17 protein-coding genes are annotated in these 19625 nt (G+C 34.6%); 3 read left to right on the top strand and 14 right to left on the bottom strand.

What is annotated here, in order from left to right; translation table 11 throughout:
- Positions 1-71: 71 nt before the first annotated feature.
- Entirely contained in the window at positions 72-1274 is a 1203-nt protein-coding gene (locus BMY39_RS00655; protein ID WP_092574127.1) for a porin, read from the bottom strand.
- 386 nt (positions 1275-1660) lie between these two features.
- On the opposite strand from BMY39_RS00655, the gene BMY39_RS00660 reads away from it, so the two are divergent.
- Positions 1661-1975: a toxin-antitoxin system YwqK family antitoxin gene (locus tag BMY39_RS00660; RefSeq protein WP_092574132.1), complete on the top strand. Its 315-nt coding sequence runs from the start codon at positions 1661-1663 to the stop codon at positions 1973-1975.
- Positions 1976-2050: 75 nt separating this feature from the next.
- Here the strand turns inward: BMY39_RS00660 and BMY39_RS00665 are convergent, their stop codons facing one another.
- The 3 genes from BMY39_RS00665 to BMY39_RS00675 all read right to left on the bottom strand — a co-directional run bounded on the left by BMY39_RS00665 (position 2051) and on the right by BMY39_RS00675 (position 6829).
- On the bottom strand, positions 2051-3283 hold the full coding sequence (locus tag BMY39_RS00665; protein WP_092574135.1) for a multidrug transporter: 1233 nt from the start codon (positions 3281-3283) through the stop codon (positions 2051-2053).
- 54 nt (positions 3284-3337) lie between these two features.
- Positions 3338-6148 carry a TonB-dependent receptor gene (locus tag BMY39_RS00670; protein ID WP_092574138.1) on the bottom strand — a complete coding sequence of 937 codons (2811 nt, stop codon included), beginning with the start codon at positions 6146-6148 and terminating at the stop codon, positions 3338-3340.
- 297 nt (positions 6149-6445) lie between these two features.
- On the bottom strand, positions 6446-6829 hold the full coding sequence (locus BMY39_RS00675; protein WP_092574140.1) for a carboxypeptidase-like regulatory domain-containing protein: 384 nt from the start codon (positions 6827-6829) through the stop codon (positions 6446-6448).
- A gap of 161 nt (positions 6830-6990) precedes the next feature.
- Here BMY39_RS00675 and BMY39_RS00680 point away from each other — a divergent pair, with 161 nt between their 5' ends.
- Entirely contained in the window at positions 6991-8331 is a 1341-nt protein-coding gene (locus BMY39_RS00680) for a deoxyguanosinetriphosphate triphosphohydrolase (RefSeq protein ID WP_092574142.1), read from the top strand.
- Between the two features lie 54 nt (positions 8332-8385).
- Here BMY39_RS00680 and dxs read toward each other — a convergent pair whose 3' ends face one another.
- Positions 8386-10140 (bottom strand): 1-deoxy-D-xylulose-5-phosphate synthase, encoded by a 1755-nt coding sequence (dxs, locus tag BMY39_RS00685; protein WP_092574144.1) that lies wholly within the window; start codon positions 10138-10140, stop codon positions 8386-8388.
- Positions 10141-10179: 39 nt separating this feature from the next.
- Between dxs and BMY39_RS00690 the strand changes: the two genes are divergently transcribed.
- Positions 10180-10629, top strand: coding sequence for a nucleoside deaminase (locus BMY39_RS00690; RefSeq protein ID WP_092574146.1), 450 nt, complete (start codon positions 10180-10182; stop codon positions 10627-10629).
- Between the two features lie 152 nt (positions 10630-10781).
- Here BMY39_RS00690 and BMY39_RS00695 read toward each other — a convergent pair whose 3' ends face one another.
- From BMY39_RS00695 to serS, 9 genes are all read right to left on the bottom strand, one after another.
- On the bottom strand, positions 10782-11273 hold the full coding sequence (locus BMY39_RS00695; protein ID WP_092574148.1) for a hypothetical protein: 492 nt from the start codon (positions 11271-11273) through the stop codon (positions 10782-10784).
- Positions 11274-11342: 69 nt separating this feature from the next.
- Positions 11343-11840, bottom strand: a complete 498-nt coding sequence (locus BMY39_RS00700) for a hypothetical protein (protein ID WP_092574150.1) — start codon at positions 11838-11840, stop codon at positions 11343-11345.
- 85 nt (positions 11841-11925) lie between these two features.
- Complete coding sequence (locus BMY39_RS00705; RefSeq protein ID WP_092574152.1) at positions 11926-13704, bottom strand: MutS-related protein; 1779 nt, start codon at positions 13702-13704, stop codon at positions 11926-11928.
- A 75-nt stretch (positions 13705-13779) separates the two neighbouring features.
- The gene (locus BMY39_RS00710; protein WP_092574154.1) at positions 13780-14472 is read right to left on the bottom strand and encodes a zinc metallopeptidase; all 693 of its coding nucleotides are present in this window, start codon (positions 14470-14472) and stop codon (positions 13780-13782) included.
- A 79-nt stretch (positions 14473-14551) separates the two neighbouring features.
- Positions 14552-15652 carry an alanine dehydrogenase gene (ald, locus tag BMY39_RS00715; protein WP_092574156.1) on the bottom strand — a complete coding sequence of 367 codons (1101 nt, stop codon included), beginning with the start codon at positions 15650-15652 and terminating at the stop codon, positions 14552-14554.
- 218 nt (positions 15653-15870) lie between these two features.
- Positions 15871-16119 (bottom strand): SemiSWEET family sugar transporter, encoded by a 249-nt coding sequence (locus tag BMY39_RS00720; RefSeq protein ID WP_245738112.1) that lies wholly within the window; start codon positions 16117-16119, stop codon positions 15871-15873.
- Positions 16120-16143: 24 nt separating this feature from the next.
- Positions 16144-17919: a tetratricopeptide repeat protein gene (locus BMY39_RS00725; RefSeq protein ID WP_092574160.1), complete on the bottom strand. Its 1776-nt coding sequence runs from the start codon at positions 17917-17919 to the stop codon at positions 16144-16146.
- A gap of 169 nt (positions 17920-18088) precedes the next feature.
- Positions 18089-18211 carry a hypothetical protein gene (locus tag BMY39_RS15300; RefSeq protein WP_262490325.1) on the bottom strand — a complete coding sequence of 41 codons (123 nt, stop codon included), beginning with the start codon at positions 18209-18211 and terminating at the stop codon, positions 18089-18091.
- 137 nt (positions 18212-18348) lie between these two features.
- Positions 18349-19620: a serine--tRNA ligase gene (gene serS, locus BMY39_RS00735; RefSeq protein ID WP_092574164.1), complete on the bottom strand. Its 1272-nt coding sequence runs from the start codon at positions 19618-19620 to the stop codon at positions 18349-18351.
- Positions 19621-19625: the final 5 nt, after the last annotated feature.

Here is a 19625-nt window from a genome sequence, read left to right on the forward strand (position 1 = left end):
AGGACTTGATTGTAAAATGTTTGTAAATATCATGACAATTCTTGATTAATATGTTATGTGAATGTTATATTTTAAAAATGGAAATCAAACCCTAATCTAAACCTGATACCGTCTTCGTTTCCGTCTGCAGATGTATAGCTTATATCGCTTTGTAATTTTAGCTTATGTCCATGCACAAACTTATTGAAGCCTAAAGTATATTGCTTCCTAGGAAGTGTATTGGTAACAGTTTCATAATCTACCGAGGTGTACCTTCCAGCTATTTCGTAATTACTTTTAAATAGATATCCTGCTTGTAGGTTAAGTGCGCTACCTACTAAAACCACATCTCCAGTTGGTGTTATTCCATCTATATCTAGAGCAACGGGCGCATCGGCAGTTCTTTTTGCATACTCTCCCATAAAAGAAAAACCATTGTGTTTAAACATACTATCCACAAAAAGTGTGGTAATATCTGTTTCGTAAAGAGAACCATCACTCCTAAACATATACCCACCAAGCACACCACGCCTTCTTACTGCGTTAGCATTTAAATTATAAGTAAAGGCCATTGACAATTTAGGGGCTTTTTCTCTTTTTAAATCTGACCCTTTATAATCTCCTTTTGACTTAAAAGCTCCAAAAGGCAAAACTTCTAAACGAGCAGTATATTGCAGCCCACCCTCGTTACCTTCTGTAACGTTTCTACCTTCTCCTTGGGATAGGGCGATTTTTTCACGTATTAAAAACTTATTGCCTAAATAAGACTTATGGCGTAACTGAAGCCCAATGTCTCGGTCTATCGAAAATCGGCTGTTCAGTAATGAACGATTTACCAATTGAAGATCTCCTGAGGAAATAACACGTTCTACGTTTCCTGGTAATTTAGTTTGTCCTGCCCAAAGCTCCCAGTTATCAGCAAAATGCCACTTCAAAACAGCATCAAGAATATAACGTGGCGTATTTCGAGTAAATTGATTTCCACCAGATATATCTCTATTGGATAGCCCTAATTCTATCTTGTATTCTAATTTTGGGCTATAAGCAAATCCATCAAATTTTAATCGTGCTCTACGAATGATAAAATTATGCTCTGGCGAACCGTATTGCTCTCCGTCATGATTCCATGTGGATATATATCGCATTTGAAAACGAGGTGCAAATTTTATACTAAATGAGCTGTCTTTTGCAGTAAAATTTATAAGGCCGTTGCCAAATGAAGTATCGCTTATTTCTTGAGATGCAATAGAGAAAATAGTGCTAAGACATAGCACTAAGAAAATTTTTAGTTTCATTAGTTTGTATTAGTTTTTGTCGACCACAAATAACTTAATATTATATGAACCTAATGTTTCCTAATTGTTAAATTATTTAACAAAAAAAGACTGCCTTGGCCAAAGGCAGTCTCATTAGAAATCATGATAATGTAAGTCGACAAAAACTAATAGATTATATGAAATACTAATAATTGATGTCTTAAGACAATGACAAATATCTTGCATTGAGTTAATATAAATGTAATCTTAACATTAACTAATTATTATGTTTAACTAGAAAATGTTAAAACTCAATTTACTAACAACCAAATATTTATGTTTTTAATGTTAAATTAATGTTACGTAAGTGTTGTTTAAAAGTTATGAAATTAGTATATTTGATATAGAATATAAAACCCATAATTATGAAGAAATTAATTTTAGTTTTCGCACTTTTAATTTCTGTCGTTGCTTTTGCGCAGCAAAAGAGAGAGTTAACCCATAACAAGGAAACAAATTTAATCGATGTTGTTTATTATCACGACAATGGTGCTGTAAGTCAAACTGGTTCTTACACAGCAGATGGTAAATTACATGGAAAGTGGTTAAGCTATGACAAAAAAGGCGAAATAATCGTTTCTGCAAATTATGATAATGGTAAAAAAGTCGGCAAATGGATTCACTGGATAGATGGTGTTCCAAAGGAAGTAGATTACTCTAAAAATGTAGCTTCATTATAAGAGAACTTTACTAATAAATAAAAAAAAGCATCACGCCATAGGCGTGATGCTTTTTTTTATTTTATCGATTGATTTTTACTTCGTCCAACCTGATCCCCAAGTAGCAAAATCGGTACCAGTACCATTGCCATCACCTGATATAAAATCAGCTTCTGTTAAGGTATCATTTCCGGTATCATTTTTAAATTTAGTTGTTACATCTGTAAACGTTACGTTGTTAACTTGTAATTCGTCATCAACTATTGCTTGTCCAGTAGGGTCTGAAGTATCATTACCATCAACATCAAATGCTTCTCCAAAACCAGTGATTTGCACATTTGAAAAGATAGCAGCAGTGCCTCTCCTTAAACGAACTGCTTCATATTGTCCAGCGTTAATAATCTTTCCGTCTTGAAATGTATTATCTGAGCCTACCCCAACAATAGTAACATTTGTAACCGTAGGGTTAGAGAAAAATACTGGGTTCGAGTTATTTCCAAAATCATCATTATAACCATCACATTCAAACGCTTTATCAGAGTTGAATGTTTCAGTTGGGTTTTGAATATGCTGAATATAAACATCAGTAATCGTTCCAGAGTACCCTTCAGTCCAGTCAATTGAATCGTCTTGTAAATCCATTACAGCAACGTGGCTAACATTTACAGTGCCACCGAAGAATTCAACACCATCATCCTTACCTTCATAAATTTGAATGTAGTCTACTTCAGTACCATTACCAACACCATAGAAAGATAGACCGTTATTCTCTGATTGACCATCAGCAGAACCACCAGAATATTCAATTCTTACATATTTTAAAGAACCCGAATTATCGTTAGCAATATTACCACCATAAGGTAAACCAGCAATTTCTGAAGTAGAAGTAGCAGTTCCTGTTACAGAGTTAATTGGTGCTTTTCCTAAAAGGATTAAACCACCCCAGTCTCCAGCTTTAGGCTCAGAAGCATCAGAGGTAAAAACAATTGGGCTATTAGCTGTTCCTTCAGCAATAATTTTAGCGCCTTGAGATATAGCGACATAAACGTCTGACCCAGCAGCTAATGCTTTAATAGTCATACCTGCAGGAATGGTTAACGTTGCGCCATCAGCAATTACTAAAGAACCGTTTATTTTGTAGTTTATGTTTGCGTCTAATGTTAAATCATTAGTATAAGTTCCAGATAAAAACACATCTGTATCAACCGAAGTTCCACCGCCACCATTGTTGTTTGTAATGTTAAATACAATGTCAGCTGTATCATCGTTAGCACATGACGTAAAGATTAAAGTCAATGCCACTAAGCTTAGTAAAAAATTATTTCTCATTTTCATTTTGATTTAGATTTAAAGATTTTGTGTTCGTTTTTTGATTATTTTTTATTAAAAATTATATTTCAATTGAAGTCCGACTGTGATTCCTCGTTGAAAACTTGATAGTAAAACATCGCCATCACCAGTATTTTCTCGAATCATTTCTACTTTTGGGTCTAATAGGTTTTTCGCACTGAAGTTGATTTCAGCATTGTCTCCTACCTTATTTTTCAAAACAAAGTCTAAAGTAGGCACTGCTTTTTCAATAACATTCCCCACATCACCAGATCCTAAGGAGAAAATTCTATCAGAAGAATAGTTGAATACCAAGTTTGCAGCTGGTTTAAAGTTTTCGCTTATTGTTGGTTTAAAACTTAAATCGGCATTTACGATAATTGGAGACGCCCCTTCTAATTCATCGGTTGCTCTGTTAAACGATGTACCATAAGACCCTTCAATCGAATTATATAGGTCTTGCTTTGTATGCATGTAGGTAAAGTTAAACCCAGATGATAAAATAGCTTCTTCGTCTTCGTTTAAGATTAAATTCTTTCTTAATTCTATTTCAGCTCCTAAAATTTCAGCTTGTTCACCTGTTCTAAAATAACGTTGTGTTCCAGTAGCATCCGCAGCAAGTACTAAGTTGATAGGGTCATTTATCTGTTTTGCAAAAACACCTAAAGAAAACACTTCACTTTTGCTAATAAACCATTCGTACTTTAAATCTAGGTTGTAAATATCGGAATACGACTTATCTGTTAAGTTTACACCTGTTCTCGTGCCCAATAAATCTTGGTTACCACCTATTCGATAACTAATCCCTTCATACACAAACGGCGCTATTTCTTTAAATTCAGGGACCGATACTGTTTTACTTACTGCAAAACGAAGGTTTTGGTCATCGTTAATCGCGTACTTTATGTTTAAACTCGGTAACGCAAAATTTTCACTAGATTCTGAAAATCCAGGATCGTTAGGTCGCAAGTTAATTGCATCATATTCAATGCTTTGACTGAAATTTTCAATACGAATTCCAGGAATAACCAACCATTTTTCGCTTAAGTTTATTTCAGCAGAAAAATATCCTGCATAAATGTTTAACACGCCTTTATAGGTGTTTTCCAATAAACCGGGGAAGTTGGTTTGGGTGATACCATTTCCTGGATCGATAGGATTAAATACGTGTGTTTGGTACACACCATCCACAAAGTTTTGAAGGTTGAATATATTGTTTAACTGTGTGATTTGGGTAATTTGGTTTGATGACGTGTTGATGTTTTTGTAGCCATAACGAATATTATCAAAATGTCTTTCTCTGGTTTTTCCATCGTACCCCACAAATAGTTTTACAGTTTCTGAAGGTTTGTAAGACAAAGACAACCTGCTATTCAACTCCTCATCTTCTATATTTTGAAAATAGCGTTGGTTGTTGAAGTTGTTGTTTTGGTCGAAACTTGCAACACTATTTGGGTCGTTATCCAAAAGATTGTCATAACCTAATAAAGAAAAACGTTTCCTATCAGGTTCGTGGGCGAATACGCGGTTATGGCCAATACCCCAGTCTAAATCAATTTTACCAAAAGTATGTTCACCTATTAATTGATTCACTAAAACGATATCTTGATTAAACTGTAAGTTACTTTGGAAATAGCCACTTGGTTCATCTGAGAAATCGTATAAAATACCATTACCTCCTGTACCATAAAAACCAACCTGATCGGATGAACTATTAATTGCTAAAGAAGAGAACTTTAATTTGTTATCGCTATTTATTCTATATAAGGCTGTTGCCATAGCGGTAGCAGTAGTAGCATAATTGTATTGCTCGGTTTCGGGAAACAACTTATTATAACCCGCAGTGTAATCTGCAACTAAACCTTCTCTATATTCAAAACTGTTATCAAAAGATGCGGTGATAAATACACTTAAGCGAGAATCATCCTTAAAGTTAATGGATTTACCTCCTGAAAGGCTTATACCCATATTAATAGCAGGTGTTTCAGCTTCAATTGGATCTACACCATGCGACATGATAACTGCGAAAGGGTTATGATTATATCTTGCATAATCACCAAAATAACCTGGACCTTCATTTCTTAAAAATGTTCTACCCGCAGCTCTTGAGTTTACTGCTGCACCTAGGGACACATCAAAGAAACTATTACCAGTGTATTCTTTTGATGTAATATCTATATTTCCTGCAGAGAAATCACCGTAAAACCTAGCAGAATAGGCTTTACTTACACCAACATTTTCAATTACATCTGAAGAGAATAAATTCAAATCGATGTTCTTCTTATTTACATCGTTTGATGGTAAAGCTAAGCCATTCATTGTACTATTTAAGTACCTATCCCCTAAACCACGCACATATACACTATTAGAGCCTTCTTGCTTAGAAATACCAGAAATTTTAGCAACTGCTCCAGCTGCATCTCCAACACCTTTTCTTGATAATTCCTCGGCACCAATACTTTGTTTAATCTCAACCGCTTTCTTCTGTTCCAATAACAGCGCCGTTTCGCTTTCTCGTTTGGTAGTAGTGGTAATCACAACTTCATCTAGAGAAGCAGCACTAGCACTCATTACAACATTAATTTCAGCAACTTCACCAGAAACAATATTAACTTCAATTTCTTGAGTTTCATAACCCACAAAACTAAAAACCAAGGTATAAGTACCGGTGTCTATATCGTTAAACTCATATAACCCATCAAAATCTGATGTTGTACCTTTTGTAGTGCCTTTAATAAGTACGTTCGCAAACGCTAAAGGCTCATTATTATATTCTTTGTCTGTTAATTTTCCTTTAACAGAACCGGTTTGTGCATTTAAAATAACCGATGTAAAAAGTAGTAATAACAGTATAGTTTGTCTCATTATTTTATTTTAATTTCTTGCGGCAAAGAAACTACCATTTTGTAAAGATTGTGTTACCACACGATTAAAGAACTGTAATAAAAGTGTTAGCTTAACATTACCTAAAACACACTTTTTTTATGGAGAGTTTACAGTAAATTAACATTGTAGGTTCTACTTATTAAAATGAAATTTAGCACCAATTATATAGGCTGTTTCAATTATAGTTCTTCGTGAATATTAGTCTATAAGTCTCAATAAAAAAAGCCCTTTTTGCATGAGCAAGAAGGGCTTTTCTAATATCTTAACTGAAAAGTTCTAGTTATTCTTTATAGCACTATCTTTTTGATCGGAAGATGCATATACCATAGCTAAGTCATCAAGCGATAAGCTACTTGCGCCCAATGCTAATGCGATAGCTTCGGTGGTTTTTAAATTACTTACTTCAGCTTTTATTTCTTTGGTTTCATATCCAGTAAAACTACAAACTAAAGTGTAAGTCCCGTTTTTTACGTTTTCAAATTTAAAAGTACCATTTGCGTCAGTCATTACTTTAGCGCCAGTTTCTTTTATCGTTACTTTTGCAAAAAGCAATGGATTATTGCCTTCTTCCGCATCTGTAATTTTTCCATTAATCATTCCACTTTGTGCAGATGCAAATAGCGCCGCAAATAGGAACATAATAAATAAAAGTTGTTTCATACTTCTTATAACTTTATTCAGTACAAATAAAACATATATATGTAATTTGAATGTTATGCTAGCATTAATCTATAATGATTAAAATGTTACGCGAATGTTAAGAGATTTTCATGATACTTTTTAAATGAAAACATTTATCTTGCCTCATTATATTTTTAATTATGAACTGGGAACAACTCCTCTCCTTAAAACGCTTTGGCGATACTAATAAAAGACTTAGAAAAGAACAAGACGAAACCCGTTTGGGCTTCGAAGTGGATTACGATCGTATTATTTTTTCACAAGAGTTTAGGAGTTTACAAGATAAAACTCAGGTTATTCCTTTATCGGAAACCGATTTTGTACATACGCGACTCACGCACAGTTTGGAGGTAAGCGTTGTGGGACGTTCTTTGGGGCGCAAGGTAGGACAAAAGGTATTGGAAAAACATCCTCACTTACAAAAGGTTCACGGGTATCAAGCTAACGATTTTGGAGCTATAGTAGCCACCGCAGCCTTGGCACATGATATTGGGAATCCACCCTTTGGGCATTCAGGTGAAAAATCTATCGGCGAGTTTTTTAAATCAGGCGCAGGAAAACAATATAAAGACCAATTAACCGATAAAGAGTACCAAGACCTTTGTGATTTTGAGGGAAATGCCAACGGTTTTAAAATCCTTACCCAAAGTAGAGCAGGACGCGAGGGCGGACTCCGCTTAAGCTACGCCACCCTGGGAGCTTTTACCAAATACCCAAAAGAATCGCTACCTAAAAAACCAACAAAACATATAGCAGACAAAAAATATGGGTTTTTTCAGGCTGAAAAAGAAGCATTTCGAGATGTGGCAGACGAGTTGGGGCTCATAAAACGTAATAAAACAGATTTAAGTTATGCGCGCCATCCCTTGGCATACTTAGTAGAAGCAGCTGATGATATTTGTTATACCATTATAGATTTTGAGGACGGTATCAACCTAGGTCTCATCCCAGAAGAATTTGCCCTAGAATACCTCTCTAAAGTGATTCGCGATAATATCAAACCAGAAAATTATTATGCGCTTGCCACTAGAGAAGATCGTATTGGCTATCTGCGAGCCTTGGCCATAGGGGCACTCATTAACGATGCCGTAGAGATTTTTATGAAAAACGAAGACGCTATTTTAGATGGCAGCTTTGATAGTGCTTTGCTAGACAAAAGTAAATACGATGCCCAAATAAAAGATATTATCAAAATTAGTGTTGAAAATATTTACCAATCTGAAGAAGTAATCGACAAAGAAATTGCAGGCTATCAGATTATCAATAAATTACTTACGGTATACACTGCAGCTGTAAATCACAGTTTCAACGGCACCGCATCAAACTACGATGAACTTATTTTAAAACGCCTTCCTGAAACTATTAATTTCAAAGCCAAGAGTTTATATGAACGTTTGCTGGCTGTTTGCCACTATATATCGCTATTAAGCGATAGCAAAGCCATCCAAAATTTTAAAAAAATAGAAGGTGTTACGTTTTAAGCGGTAAGTCGCTACAAGTGATTTTGATGCTGAATTAAAATTGTATTGGGAAACCTATAAAAGTGCTTCAATGGTTTTCTTTAAACTTTGAGCATCTAACCCGACTAAGCTTTTCAGCTCCTCTACGCTGCCATGTTCTACAAAAGTATCAGGAATCCCGAGAGTTTTAATCGTGTTTTTATACTGATGTGTAGCTGAAAACTCTAAAATTGAAGCACCAAAACCTCCTTTTAAGGCATTGTCTTCTACTGTAACAATCGTGCCATGAGTTTTAAAAATAGTGTGCAATAAATTGTCATCCAAAGGTTTTACAAAACGCATATCGTAATGGGACACCTCTAAATCAGTAATAGCATCAGTTACATTTTTAGCAATAGCACCAATACTTAAAATAGCCAATTGCTTACCTTTTTTTAGTTGTTCGCCTTTACCAATCTCAATTTCAGTAAAGGGTTGTTTCCAATCTAAAGTTACACCTCTACCCCGTGGGTAACGAATGGCGATGGGCTGCTCTAATCCCAATTGCGCAGTATACATAATATTACGTAAATCAATTTCGTTTCTTGGCGCGAAAATAATAAGGTTAGGAATACAGCCTAGGTAACTTAAATCGAAAACCCCGTGGTGTGTAGCTCCATCTTCACCTACCAATCCTGCACGATCTAAACAAAACACAACTGGCAGATTCTGTAGCGCAACATCATGAATAATTTGGTCATAAGCGCGTTGCAAAAATGTAGAGTAAATATTACAAAATGGTATTACACCTTGGGTTGCCATTCCTGCAGCAAGGGTAACGGCATGCTGTTCTGCAATGCCAACATCAAAAGCACGGTCTGGAATTTCGTCCATCATATATTTTAAAGAACTTCCTGTGGGCATTGCAGGAGTAATACCTACAATTTTCTCATTTTTTTTAGCAAGTTCTACAAGAGTATGCCCAAAAACATCTTGATATTTAGGGGGTTGCTGTGTATCAGGCTTACTAGTCAAATTACCAGTTTTAGCATCAAATTTACCAGGTGCATGGTATTTTACTTGATCTACCTCAGCTTGTTTTAAACCTTTTCCTTTAGTGGTGATAATATGTAGTAATTTTGGACCATTAACCGATTTTAGTCGTTCCAACTCTGAAATAATTTTATTTAAATCATGACCATCTATAGGACCAGAATAATCAAAGTTTAATGCTTCAATAATGTTATTGCGTTTTTGTGTACCTTTTTTAACGTTGGTTAAATATTGCTTTAAAGCACCCACACTTGGATCGATACCAATAGCATTGTCATTTAAAATCACTAATAAATTTGCGTCGGTTACACCCGCATGATTCAAACCTTCAAACGCCATCCCACTGGCAATGGATGCATCACCAATTACTGCAATATGATGCTTATCTTCACCTTTTAATTTTGAGGCAATTGCCATTCCCAAAGCAGCAGAAATAGAAGTGGAAGAATGCCCAACCCCAAAAGTATCGTAATCACTTTCGCTTCGTTTTGGGAAACCGCTAATACCGCCAAATTGTCTATTAGTAAGGAATATATCTTTTCTGCCTGTTAAAATCTTATGCCCGTATGCTTGATGACCCACATCCCAAAGCAATAAATCTTCTGGAGTATTAAAAACGTAGTGTAATGCTATAGTTAATTCAATAACACCTAAACTTGCACCCAAATGCCCTTCTTTGGTAGCTACAATGTTGATAATGAAAGCTCGTAATTCTTTAGCCAAAACCGTAAGATCTTCGTGTTTCAATAATCGAAGATCATCAGGCGTATTTATTTTATGAAGTATTGAGTTTTGCACTAAACAAAAGTACGAGAATGAATTTGTATTTTTGCTATCATGATAGAACCTTTTGACGATACATATTTCATGCAAAAAGCCATTCAGGAAGCAGAAATGGCTTTTGAGAAAGGCGAAATTCCTGTGGGAGCGGTAATTGTAATAGATAATAAAATTATTGCACGAGGACATAATCTTACTGAAACCTTAACAGATGTTACGGCTCATGCAGAAATGCAAGCCATCACAGCTGCCGCTAACTTTTTAGGTGGAAAGTATCTTAAAGGATGCACACTTTATGTAACTCTAGAACCTTGCCAAATGTGTGCAGGAGCTTTGTATTGGAGTCAAATTTCCAGAATTGTTTATGGTGCTAGAGATATAGAACGCGGTTGTATTAATTTAAAAACTAAACTACACCCAAAGACTAAAATTGAAGGTGGTATTTTAGAAGACAAAGCGAGTGACATATTAAAACGTTTTTTTATTATGAAGCGCAACTTGAATTAATTATTACTAATTCAAACATATTTTCTACAAACTTTTTTCCCAGTATAGTTCACTATACTTCGAGTCCAAAAGAACTTATAAATTAAGATAATTTGCAGAGGTGTTTTGCAAACACTAACCAATAAACATAAATACCTTAATCTATAATTGATTTATTTTAACTTCTTTTTGGTTTTTGTAATGCCTGCATTAAACTTTTCAATTTTTTCCAACCATTTTCTTTCATCTTCAGGTGAAAGCTTACCCTTTTTTTTAAGCTTTTCGTATTTTTTTACTGCAGCTTTATGTTTATTAATGGCTTTATTATGATTGCTATGCGCTCTTTCTTTTCGTTTTAGAGCCTGTTCTGCTTTTTTTTGCTTTTTTTCAGCCTTCTTTTGTTGCTTCTCAGCTTTAATTTTATCTTTTTCTGCGTTTTCTAGTTTTTCTGATACCGCTTTAGTTTTTGCTGTTTCTAACTTATTCTTATCAAATGCAGCCAACACTTTAGATTTTTCATCGGCTGAAATAGTGCTACTAACATCAATGCCGTTTTTAAAGATTATATTGTTTTTTACCTCGTAAACATCGTTGTTAATTTTTACCGCTTGAGCAGATAACAGGAAAGAAAAACTAACGAAACATAAAAAAACTACAACTCTCATTATTTTAAAATTGAAATTGGATACCTTAATTTATTGTTGAGACACATACTTTTAAAAAAAGTTACACTTTTAATTGTTTATTTTAAGTTCTGCTTTTTTTAATTTGGTCTCCATTTTTTTTAAGCGCTTTTTCCATTTTTTTTCTTCTTTTACCGACAGATTATCACTTTCTTTCATTTGCTGATATTCTTTTTTTAAGGCTTTTAAGTCTTCTTTTATTTTAAAAAACTCAGCTCTTGCCTCTTCTCTTTGTTCGACTGTTTCTTCTATTTGTTTTTGTTCCTGTTTCAGCCTTTTTTCTTTTTCCCTTAATCTATCTAATTCATTTTCTATTCGCTCTTGTTCTTCTCTGGCTTTTTCCTCTGCCTCTAATCTACGCTCTAAAATGGCGGTTATGTATGCTCTTTCATCTTGCGAAAGCGAATTAGTAACCTTTTTCCCAGCCTTGTAAAATTCTTCTCCTTTTATTTCGTAAACCTCTCCTTTGTTAGTTATCACACGTTCGCTCGTGCCACAAGAAAGTAGCAAGAAAACATACAGAAATGTAATTATGTATTTGAATTTCATGTTTTAGTAATTTTAAATTTATTATACTACTTATTATAAACTAAAATTTGAGTAAAACTTAACCTTATTGCTGAAAAAATTGACTTTATACAATTTGCATCTTTTTCAATAAAAATGACGCGTTCATGTTTTTACATATGCCCCGTTTTAATTTATAATCAAAATACAATTCATCATCAATAATTTCAGCATCAAAATAAAAGTTTTTTACCTTATCCAATTCCTTTTCAATGGCACACAAACTTAAATCGTGCGTAGCAATAATTCCTGTAGTGCTAGTAGCCACAAGCTTCTCTACAAACTTTTTAGAGCCTATGGCTTTATCGGTGCTGTTTGTGCCTTTTAAAATTTCATCTAAAACAATAAAATAAGGTTCTTTATTTATGGTATCTACAATAAATTTTAACCTAGTAAGCTCCGAAAAGAAATAGGAGCTATCATCAGTTAAAGAATCAGATGTTCGCATACTGGTAATGAGTTTAACTGGTGAATAAATACTTGATCTCGCGCACACTGGAAGCCCTACGTTGGCCATTACAATATGCAAGGATATGGTTCTTAAAAAGGTACTTTTCCCTGCCATATTTGCGCCAGTAACAATAAAAAACTCTGCATTATTTATAGTAACATCACTAGCTACTCTTTTAGTTTTGTCTAGCAATGGATGTCCTAAACTTTTGGCTTCTATTATGTTATTACCTTTTGAAATTTTTGGAAAAACAAATTCTGGATGGTTGAATGTGTAATTTCCCAAGGTATTGTAGGCATCAAAAAAAGAGACAACCTCAAACCAATCGGCTACTTTATGTCGGTATCGAGATATCCATTGTTCGATACGGTAACTATTCTTAATATCTGTTAAAAACAAACCGTTGCCAAAAACAGCGCCAATAATATTATTTCTATTATCAAGCGCATCCAATGCCTTGGACAGTTTTTTGAAAACTACTGAGGCTCTCTCAGTATCAGATGTAATTTGATGTTGTTTTTGTTTTAATAAGTTAGATTGAAACGTTTCATTTTCAATCAAGTCCAACAATATGGCATATTGGCGAAACGTATCTTTTACCTTATCTGCATTGGAAGACAGTTCATTTGTTCTCTTTACATAGAAGCCTGTTATAGCTAAACCTAAAAGCAACCAGTAGCCTAAAAAGGCTTGATTTGTAATAGTACCAAATGTAATGAGTGAAAATAATAGTAGTGATGATAAGGAGAAAATCATAGGTAACCATTTCATCCATTTTGGTAAAAATACGTTGTAACCCGCTAACCAATTAATAATTGCTTTGGCTGGAGTTTCAACTGCTACTAAACTTGCGTTTCCACTATAAAACTGCCGCCACTCTGGTTTTACCGATAATTCCTTAATGGCTTCTTGTCGAGATACAACATGGTTAATATCATTAGCTTTCAAAATGTCGGCCAGCATATTTTCACCTTCAAGAATCTTGGTTCTGTTTATAAATTGAAAAAAAGAACCTCGACCAAACAAATCAATATCTAAACTATAATAATGTTTTGAATCTTGATATTTCAAACCTTTTTCCCTAGTGTAAAAATTACCTGAAGCTATTTCAATTTCATCAGTATTAATTTTAACCAAAGCATCATAAAAGGATTTTTGATGTTTTACGTTGGTGTATCTTGAAAGTAAGTAAAGAAATAAAATCGCTCCTACTACACCAACCAAAATAGCTAACTGCCAATGCGAAAAACTCATATAGACTGCGAAACATGTTGCTAAAAACACCAAAACACGAAATATACTTAACATGGCTATTCGCTTATACAAATGCTTAGATTTTGCCTTATACAGCTCTAAATGCTCTTTATAATATTCTTGTGGATTTGAACGCTTCATAGTCTTTATTGAAATGTAAAGAAACAAAAAAGCCCTGAATTCTTTCAGGGCTTATGTTATATAAAAATTTTAGGTTTAATCGCGACCAAAAACTTGAAGTCCCCAGTACAATAAGTTTGCTAAAGCACCTATTGCTGCTACTAAATAAGTTCTGGCTGCCCATTTTAAAGCATCTTCCGACCCCTTGTATTCATCTGGGGTTACCATATTTTTATTTTTTAACCAAGCCAGTGCTCTATTGCTGGCATCGTACTCAACAGGCAATGTAATGAAGCTAAATAACGTTGCAGCACCCATCATTACCAAACCTGCCACAGCGACCCACCAGCCTAATCCTAAACCTGCTGCACCACCAAGAATTAAACCTCCAATGATTAACCATTGAGACATCCCAGAGGTAACACTTACTACCGGCACTAAAGTAGAGCGCATTTGTAACCAGCTATACGCCTGTGCATGTTGCACTGCATGCCCAACTTCATGAGCAGCCACAGCTGCTGCTGCTGCGTTACGCTGATTGTATACAGCTTCACTTAAATTAACAGTTTTATTTTTAGGATTATAATGGTCTGTTAACCGACCTGGGGTAGAAATAACCTCAACATCATAAATACCATGGTCTGATAGCATTTTTTGCGCTACCTCTGCTCCACTCATACCATTTCTAAGTTGAACTTTGGAATACTTTGCGAACTTTCGCTTTAAGGTATTGCTCACTGCCCAACTCGCCAGCATTATAGCTCCAATCAATATATAATATCCAAACATAATTTCTTATTTTAATTTGTAATAAAGATAGCAATAATTACACCATATTTATTTAATGAAATTTTGTCAGATAAAATAATTAGGCACCTTCAAATTGTAAGTCGAAAGCCTCTGCTATTTCCTTATAAACAATTTTACCGTTTATGATATTTAGCCCTTTTGCAAGAGATTTGTTTTTCTTGCATGCTTTTTTCCATCCCATATCTGCCAATTTAATCACATACGGTAATGTAACATTAGTTAATCCCATAGTAGAAGTGTAAGGTACAGCTCCTGGCATATTTGCAACACTATAATGCACCACTTCATCTATAATATAAGTAGGGTCCTGATGTGTTGTTGGCTTTGTAGTCTCGAAACATCCTCCTTGATCTACTGCTACGTCTACCATAACAGTACCTGGGCGCATATCCTTGAGCATATCTCTAGTAATTAATTTTGGTGCTTTTGCACCTTTAATTAATACACCTCCAATAATTAAATCGGAATCCTTGATGTGCTTTCTAATATTATATTCACTCGAAAACTCACTAATTACGTTATTCGGCATAGTTTCACTAACATGACGCAAAGCTTTCATATTTATATCTAAAATAAATACATTAGCCCCTAATCCGGATGCCATACGAGCAGCTTGAAGCCCAACTACCCCTGCACCCAAAATCAATACTTTTGCTGGTGGTACGCCTGGAATTCCTCCCAATAAAATACCACGTCCCATTATAGGCTTTTCTAAATATTTTGCTCCTTGCTGAACAGACATACGTCCGGCAACTTCAGACATTGGAATAAGTAATGGCAACGAGCCATCTTTATCCTCAACCGTTTCATAAGCTATACAAACAGACTTACTATCAATCATGGCTTGGGTAAGCGGTTCGCTAGAAGCGAAGTGAAAATAGGTAAATACAACCTGATCTTCCTTTATTAACCCGTACTCTTTTTCAATGGGCTCTTTAACCTTCACTATCATTTCTGCAATGTCGTACACTTCTTCTATGGTATCTAGAATAGTTGCACCTGCATCGATATAATCTTCATCTAAAAACCCACTATTATGTCCAGCGTTTTTTTGGATAAATACGTTATGATTTCTTTTTGTAAGTTCGAAAACACCAGAAGGCGTCATTCCTACACGGTTTTCATTGTTTTTAATTTCAATAGGAACACCAATTTTCATTCTGTTAGCTTTTTATGTTTGAAATAACGTTTGATGCGCATCACCAAATCGGGTGCAATATTAAAAATTTGGTTTAATTATAAATACAAAACCAAGACTTTTTTTGACTTTTCCATATCACATTTAACAAATTATTAGAAATTCTATAAAACACATCAGTTTAACAGGTATTTAATAAGAGGTGCTATCTTTATAGCAATCTCGTCTGTATACCAGTATTACTTGTTGTATTTAATTTTGAAATACAGCAATAGCATTGAAGACAAAACGGTAATGGAATTAGCAAAAATCATTGAAGGACTATCCTTTAAAAAACCATAAACAAGCCATAGTACAATTCCGATAAAAAATAGAATTAGCATTGGCAACGAAAGGCTGGAAACGTCTTTTGTTTTCCAAGTTTTATACACCTGAGGTAAAAATGCTGCAGTGGTTAATACTGCCGCTCCAAAACCTATGAGCTCCATATAATTTAAACTTAGAATATGCATTTAGTTAATAGCATCTCCTCGCAATCTTCTAAATTGCTTTCTTGCTTCAATAAAATAAATACTATCTGCATAATTAAAAACCAATTCCTTGTACAGTTCTTTTGCCTTTTCTGGAGCATTTAAATGATGTAAATACAATTCCGCTAAACTGTAAATGGCATTATCTGCCAAAATACCATCCCTAAAATTGTCTATTATAAATTGATAGTTTGCCGCAGCCTTTTCAAACTGCTGCTTCACCTCAAAAAGTTGTGCTTGTTTGTACAGTGCTTGTGGAATTATAGGTTCTGTTTTGTGCACTTCAATCACTTTGTTTAAGATATCTATAGCTTCATCATTCCTGTTTTGAAACGCTAATAAATCTGCCTTGGCATATTGTTTTAAAGGAGTTTGTAGCGAATCCTCATACTTATTATCTGATATCAAGAGCTTTAATTCTAAAGCATCATTTGCTATTAACTGTGAGGTAGAAGATTTTAAAATTTTAAGCTGGGATTCAGCCCATTTAAAATCGCCTTTATAATAACTTGCCTTAGCTACTTTAAAGCGGGCCATTTGCGAAACCGTACTGTTTTTTAAGTTCCTTTGAATTTGAGTATAGTAAATCAAAGCCTTGTTAAATTCTTCCTTCAACACCAAAATATCCCCAAGTTCTAGTTTTATCTCAGCTTTTTGAATATCATTTATAGGCAATTTTAAAGCTTCCTCTAAAAACGCAGTTGCCTCTTCTGTCTTACTCATATTGAATGCTAAAAAATGGGCATAAGATAATTGTAAATCTAATGTTTGCGCAAACTTGCCATAGGTATCAAAAAGCTGTAAATATTTACTTTGCAACTCCTTATAATCTGCCGTATTTGCCTGTTTAGTTTCAATTTGAAGTAAGTCGTAAAATGCCTTTAGTTTGGTGTCGTTATCCTGGGCATTTTCAACGACATAATTGAAGATAGTTTTTGCAGTTTCCGTGGCATTCTCCTTCTCAGCAATTCTACCCAAATTCAGAATGCGGTCTAAACCTTCCTGTATTCTAGTATTTATAGCCTTCTCCTGAGTAAAGGATTTATTAAAATCCTTTTGTTGCACAAACAACCAACTCAGTAGTTCATTCCAAAGTACATTGGGCTCTTGCTGTATTTTTTTTATGAGCAGTTTTCGTAAAATCACATTACTCTCAGCATCGCCGTCTTCACTTATAAAACTACTTAATGCCCGCTTTATATTGTTTAGGGAAATAGGATTACGTTCTGCAAAATCTATATAATTCAACATCATTTTTTCTATGTTTCCCTGCTCGCCATAAATCTGTGCCAACGGCAATTTTAAATTTAATTCAGGCTTAAGCTCCATGGCCTTTTCGTAAGTAGTAGCAGCTTGTTCTAGCAAAGAATAATCCTGAAATGTTCGGGCAACCGAATACGCATTGTTGGGATTCACCAATAAACTATTTATGGCAATAGTATAATGCTCATTGGCTTTTTCTATATTATCCTGTAGTTGATAATTATACCCCAAACTTACATAAAACGCAGGGTAATTAGTTCTATTAATTATCTCATTTATAAATGCCTCAGCTTCTTTGTATTGTTCTAATTGCTGATGCGTATCTATAATTTGTTTAATGTAAGTAATGTTTGATTTAGACGTATTGTATAACTTTTTATACTCTATCAACGCTTTTTCAAAATCTCCGTTTTTATAGTATTCCTTTGCAAATAAGTCGTCTTGCGCTACAAGTAACGTTGGAATACATAAAAGCAAATACACTAATAACCGCATGTTGTAAATATACTGAAGATAAATTGAATCCTAGATTAAGGAAACATCAAAAATGCCCGAATATTGTATTCGGGCAGTACCAACCAAAATAATGTTCTATTAACTTAACTACCGCAGTTAAAAGCGATAGCATCACTCGATTGGGGACAGCTTTTCCTTTATTAAAAAATTACTTCTTTACAACTGCCAAAGTTTTATTTTCAGGTTTTTCTAAACTAAAATCTGAAAACAACACTTTACTCCCAATAAAAATAAGTGCTAGAAGCAGAATAATACGTAGTACATTCTTCATGGTTAAGTAGGTTGATAGAATTGGTTCAGCTATATTCTGAAATAATACCGAAAGAACAAAAAAAACCGACTTAAAATCGTTAAACAACACCTAAAAAATGTATTTTATCGATTTTTATATGTGAAATTGTAAGAAATTTATTCTATTATATCAAAACCTGTGTACTTCTGTAAAACCTTAGGAATTTGTATACCATGTTCTGTTTGGTAGTTCTCTAAAATACCCGCTAAAATTCTAGGTAAAGCCAAAGCACTACCGTTTAAGGTATGGGCCAATTCGTTTTTACCATTTGTGTTTTTGAATCGTAATTTTAAACGGTTTGCTTGGAAAGTTTCAAAGTTTGAAACGGAAGATACTTCAAGCCATCTGTCTTGCGCTGTTGAAAACACCTCAAAATCATACGTCAATGCCGATGCAAAAGAAGTATCGCCAGCACATAACCTTAAAATTCTATACGGTAATTTTAGTTCTTCTAAAATACCTTTTACATGGTTTACCATACCATCAAGCGCATTATAAGAATTGTTTGGGTGCTCTACCCTAATAATTTCCACCTTATCAAATTGGTGCAATCTGTTTAAGCCCCTTACGTGTGCGCCGTAGCTTCCTGCTTCTCGTCGGAAACAAGGTGTGTAACCTGTAATACCAATAGGTAAATCTGCTTCATTTAGTACGGTATTTCTAAAAATATTTGTACCCGGAACCTCTGCTGTAGGGATTAAATACAAATTATCTTCGGTAACATGGTACATTTGCCCTTCCTTATCGGGCAACTGCCCCGTCCCAATTCCTGAGGCTTCATTTACTAAAAGAGGTAATTGGTATTCTTCATAACCAGCCTCAGTGTTTTTATCTAAAAAATAAGCAATTAAGGCACGTTGTAATTTTGCTCCCTTACCTTTATACACCGGAAAACCTGCACCTGTAATTTTATTGCCTAATTCAAAGTCTATAATATCATACTGCTTTGCAAGTTCCCAATGTGGAAGTGCGCCTTCGTGCAGCGTTGGGATATCTCCCGCTCTAAATACCTCTTCGTTATCATCTTCAGAATTCCCATCGGGAACAGACTCATGTGGCACATTTGGAATTTGATATAGCAATTCCTGCAAACGTTCAGCGGCACTATTTAATTGTTCTGTAAGGTTTTTAGATGCTTCTTTTAATTCTCCTGTTTTCGCTTTTAAAGCGTTTGCTTCTTCAACTTTTCCAGATTTGAATAAGTTCCCTATTTCTTTTGAAATTGAATTAGACTCTGCCAAAGTATTATCCAATTCCGTTTGGACACTTCTGCGCTTTTCGTCTAAAGCAATCACATCGTCAATCATTTTAGCCGCATCAATATTGCGCTTTGTTAAACGCTCGATAACAACTGCCTTATTCTCTCTAATAAATGGAACTTGTAGCATGGTTT

The sequence above is a fragment of the Hyunsoonleella jejuensis genome (genome assembly GCF_900111025.1).
In the GTDB taxonomy this organism is placed as follows: Bacteria; Bacteroidota; Bacteroidia; order Flavobacteriales; family Flavobacteriaceae; genus Jejuia; species Jejuia jejuensis.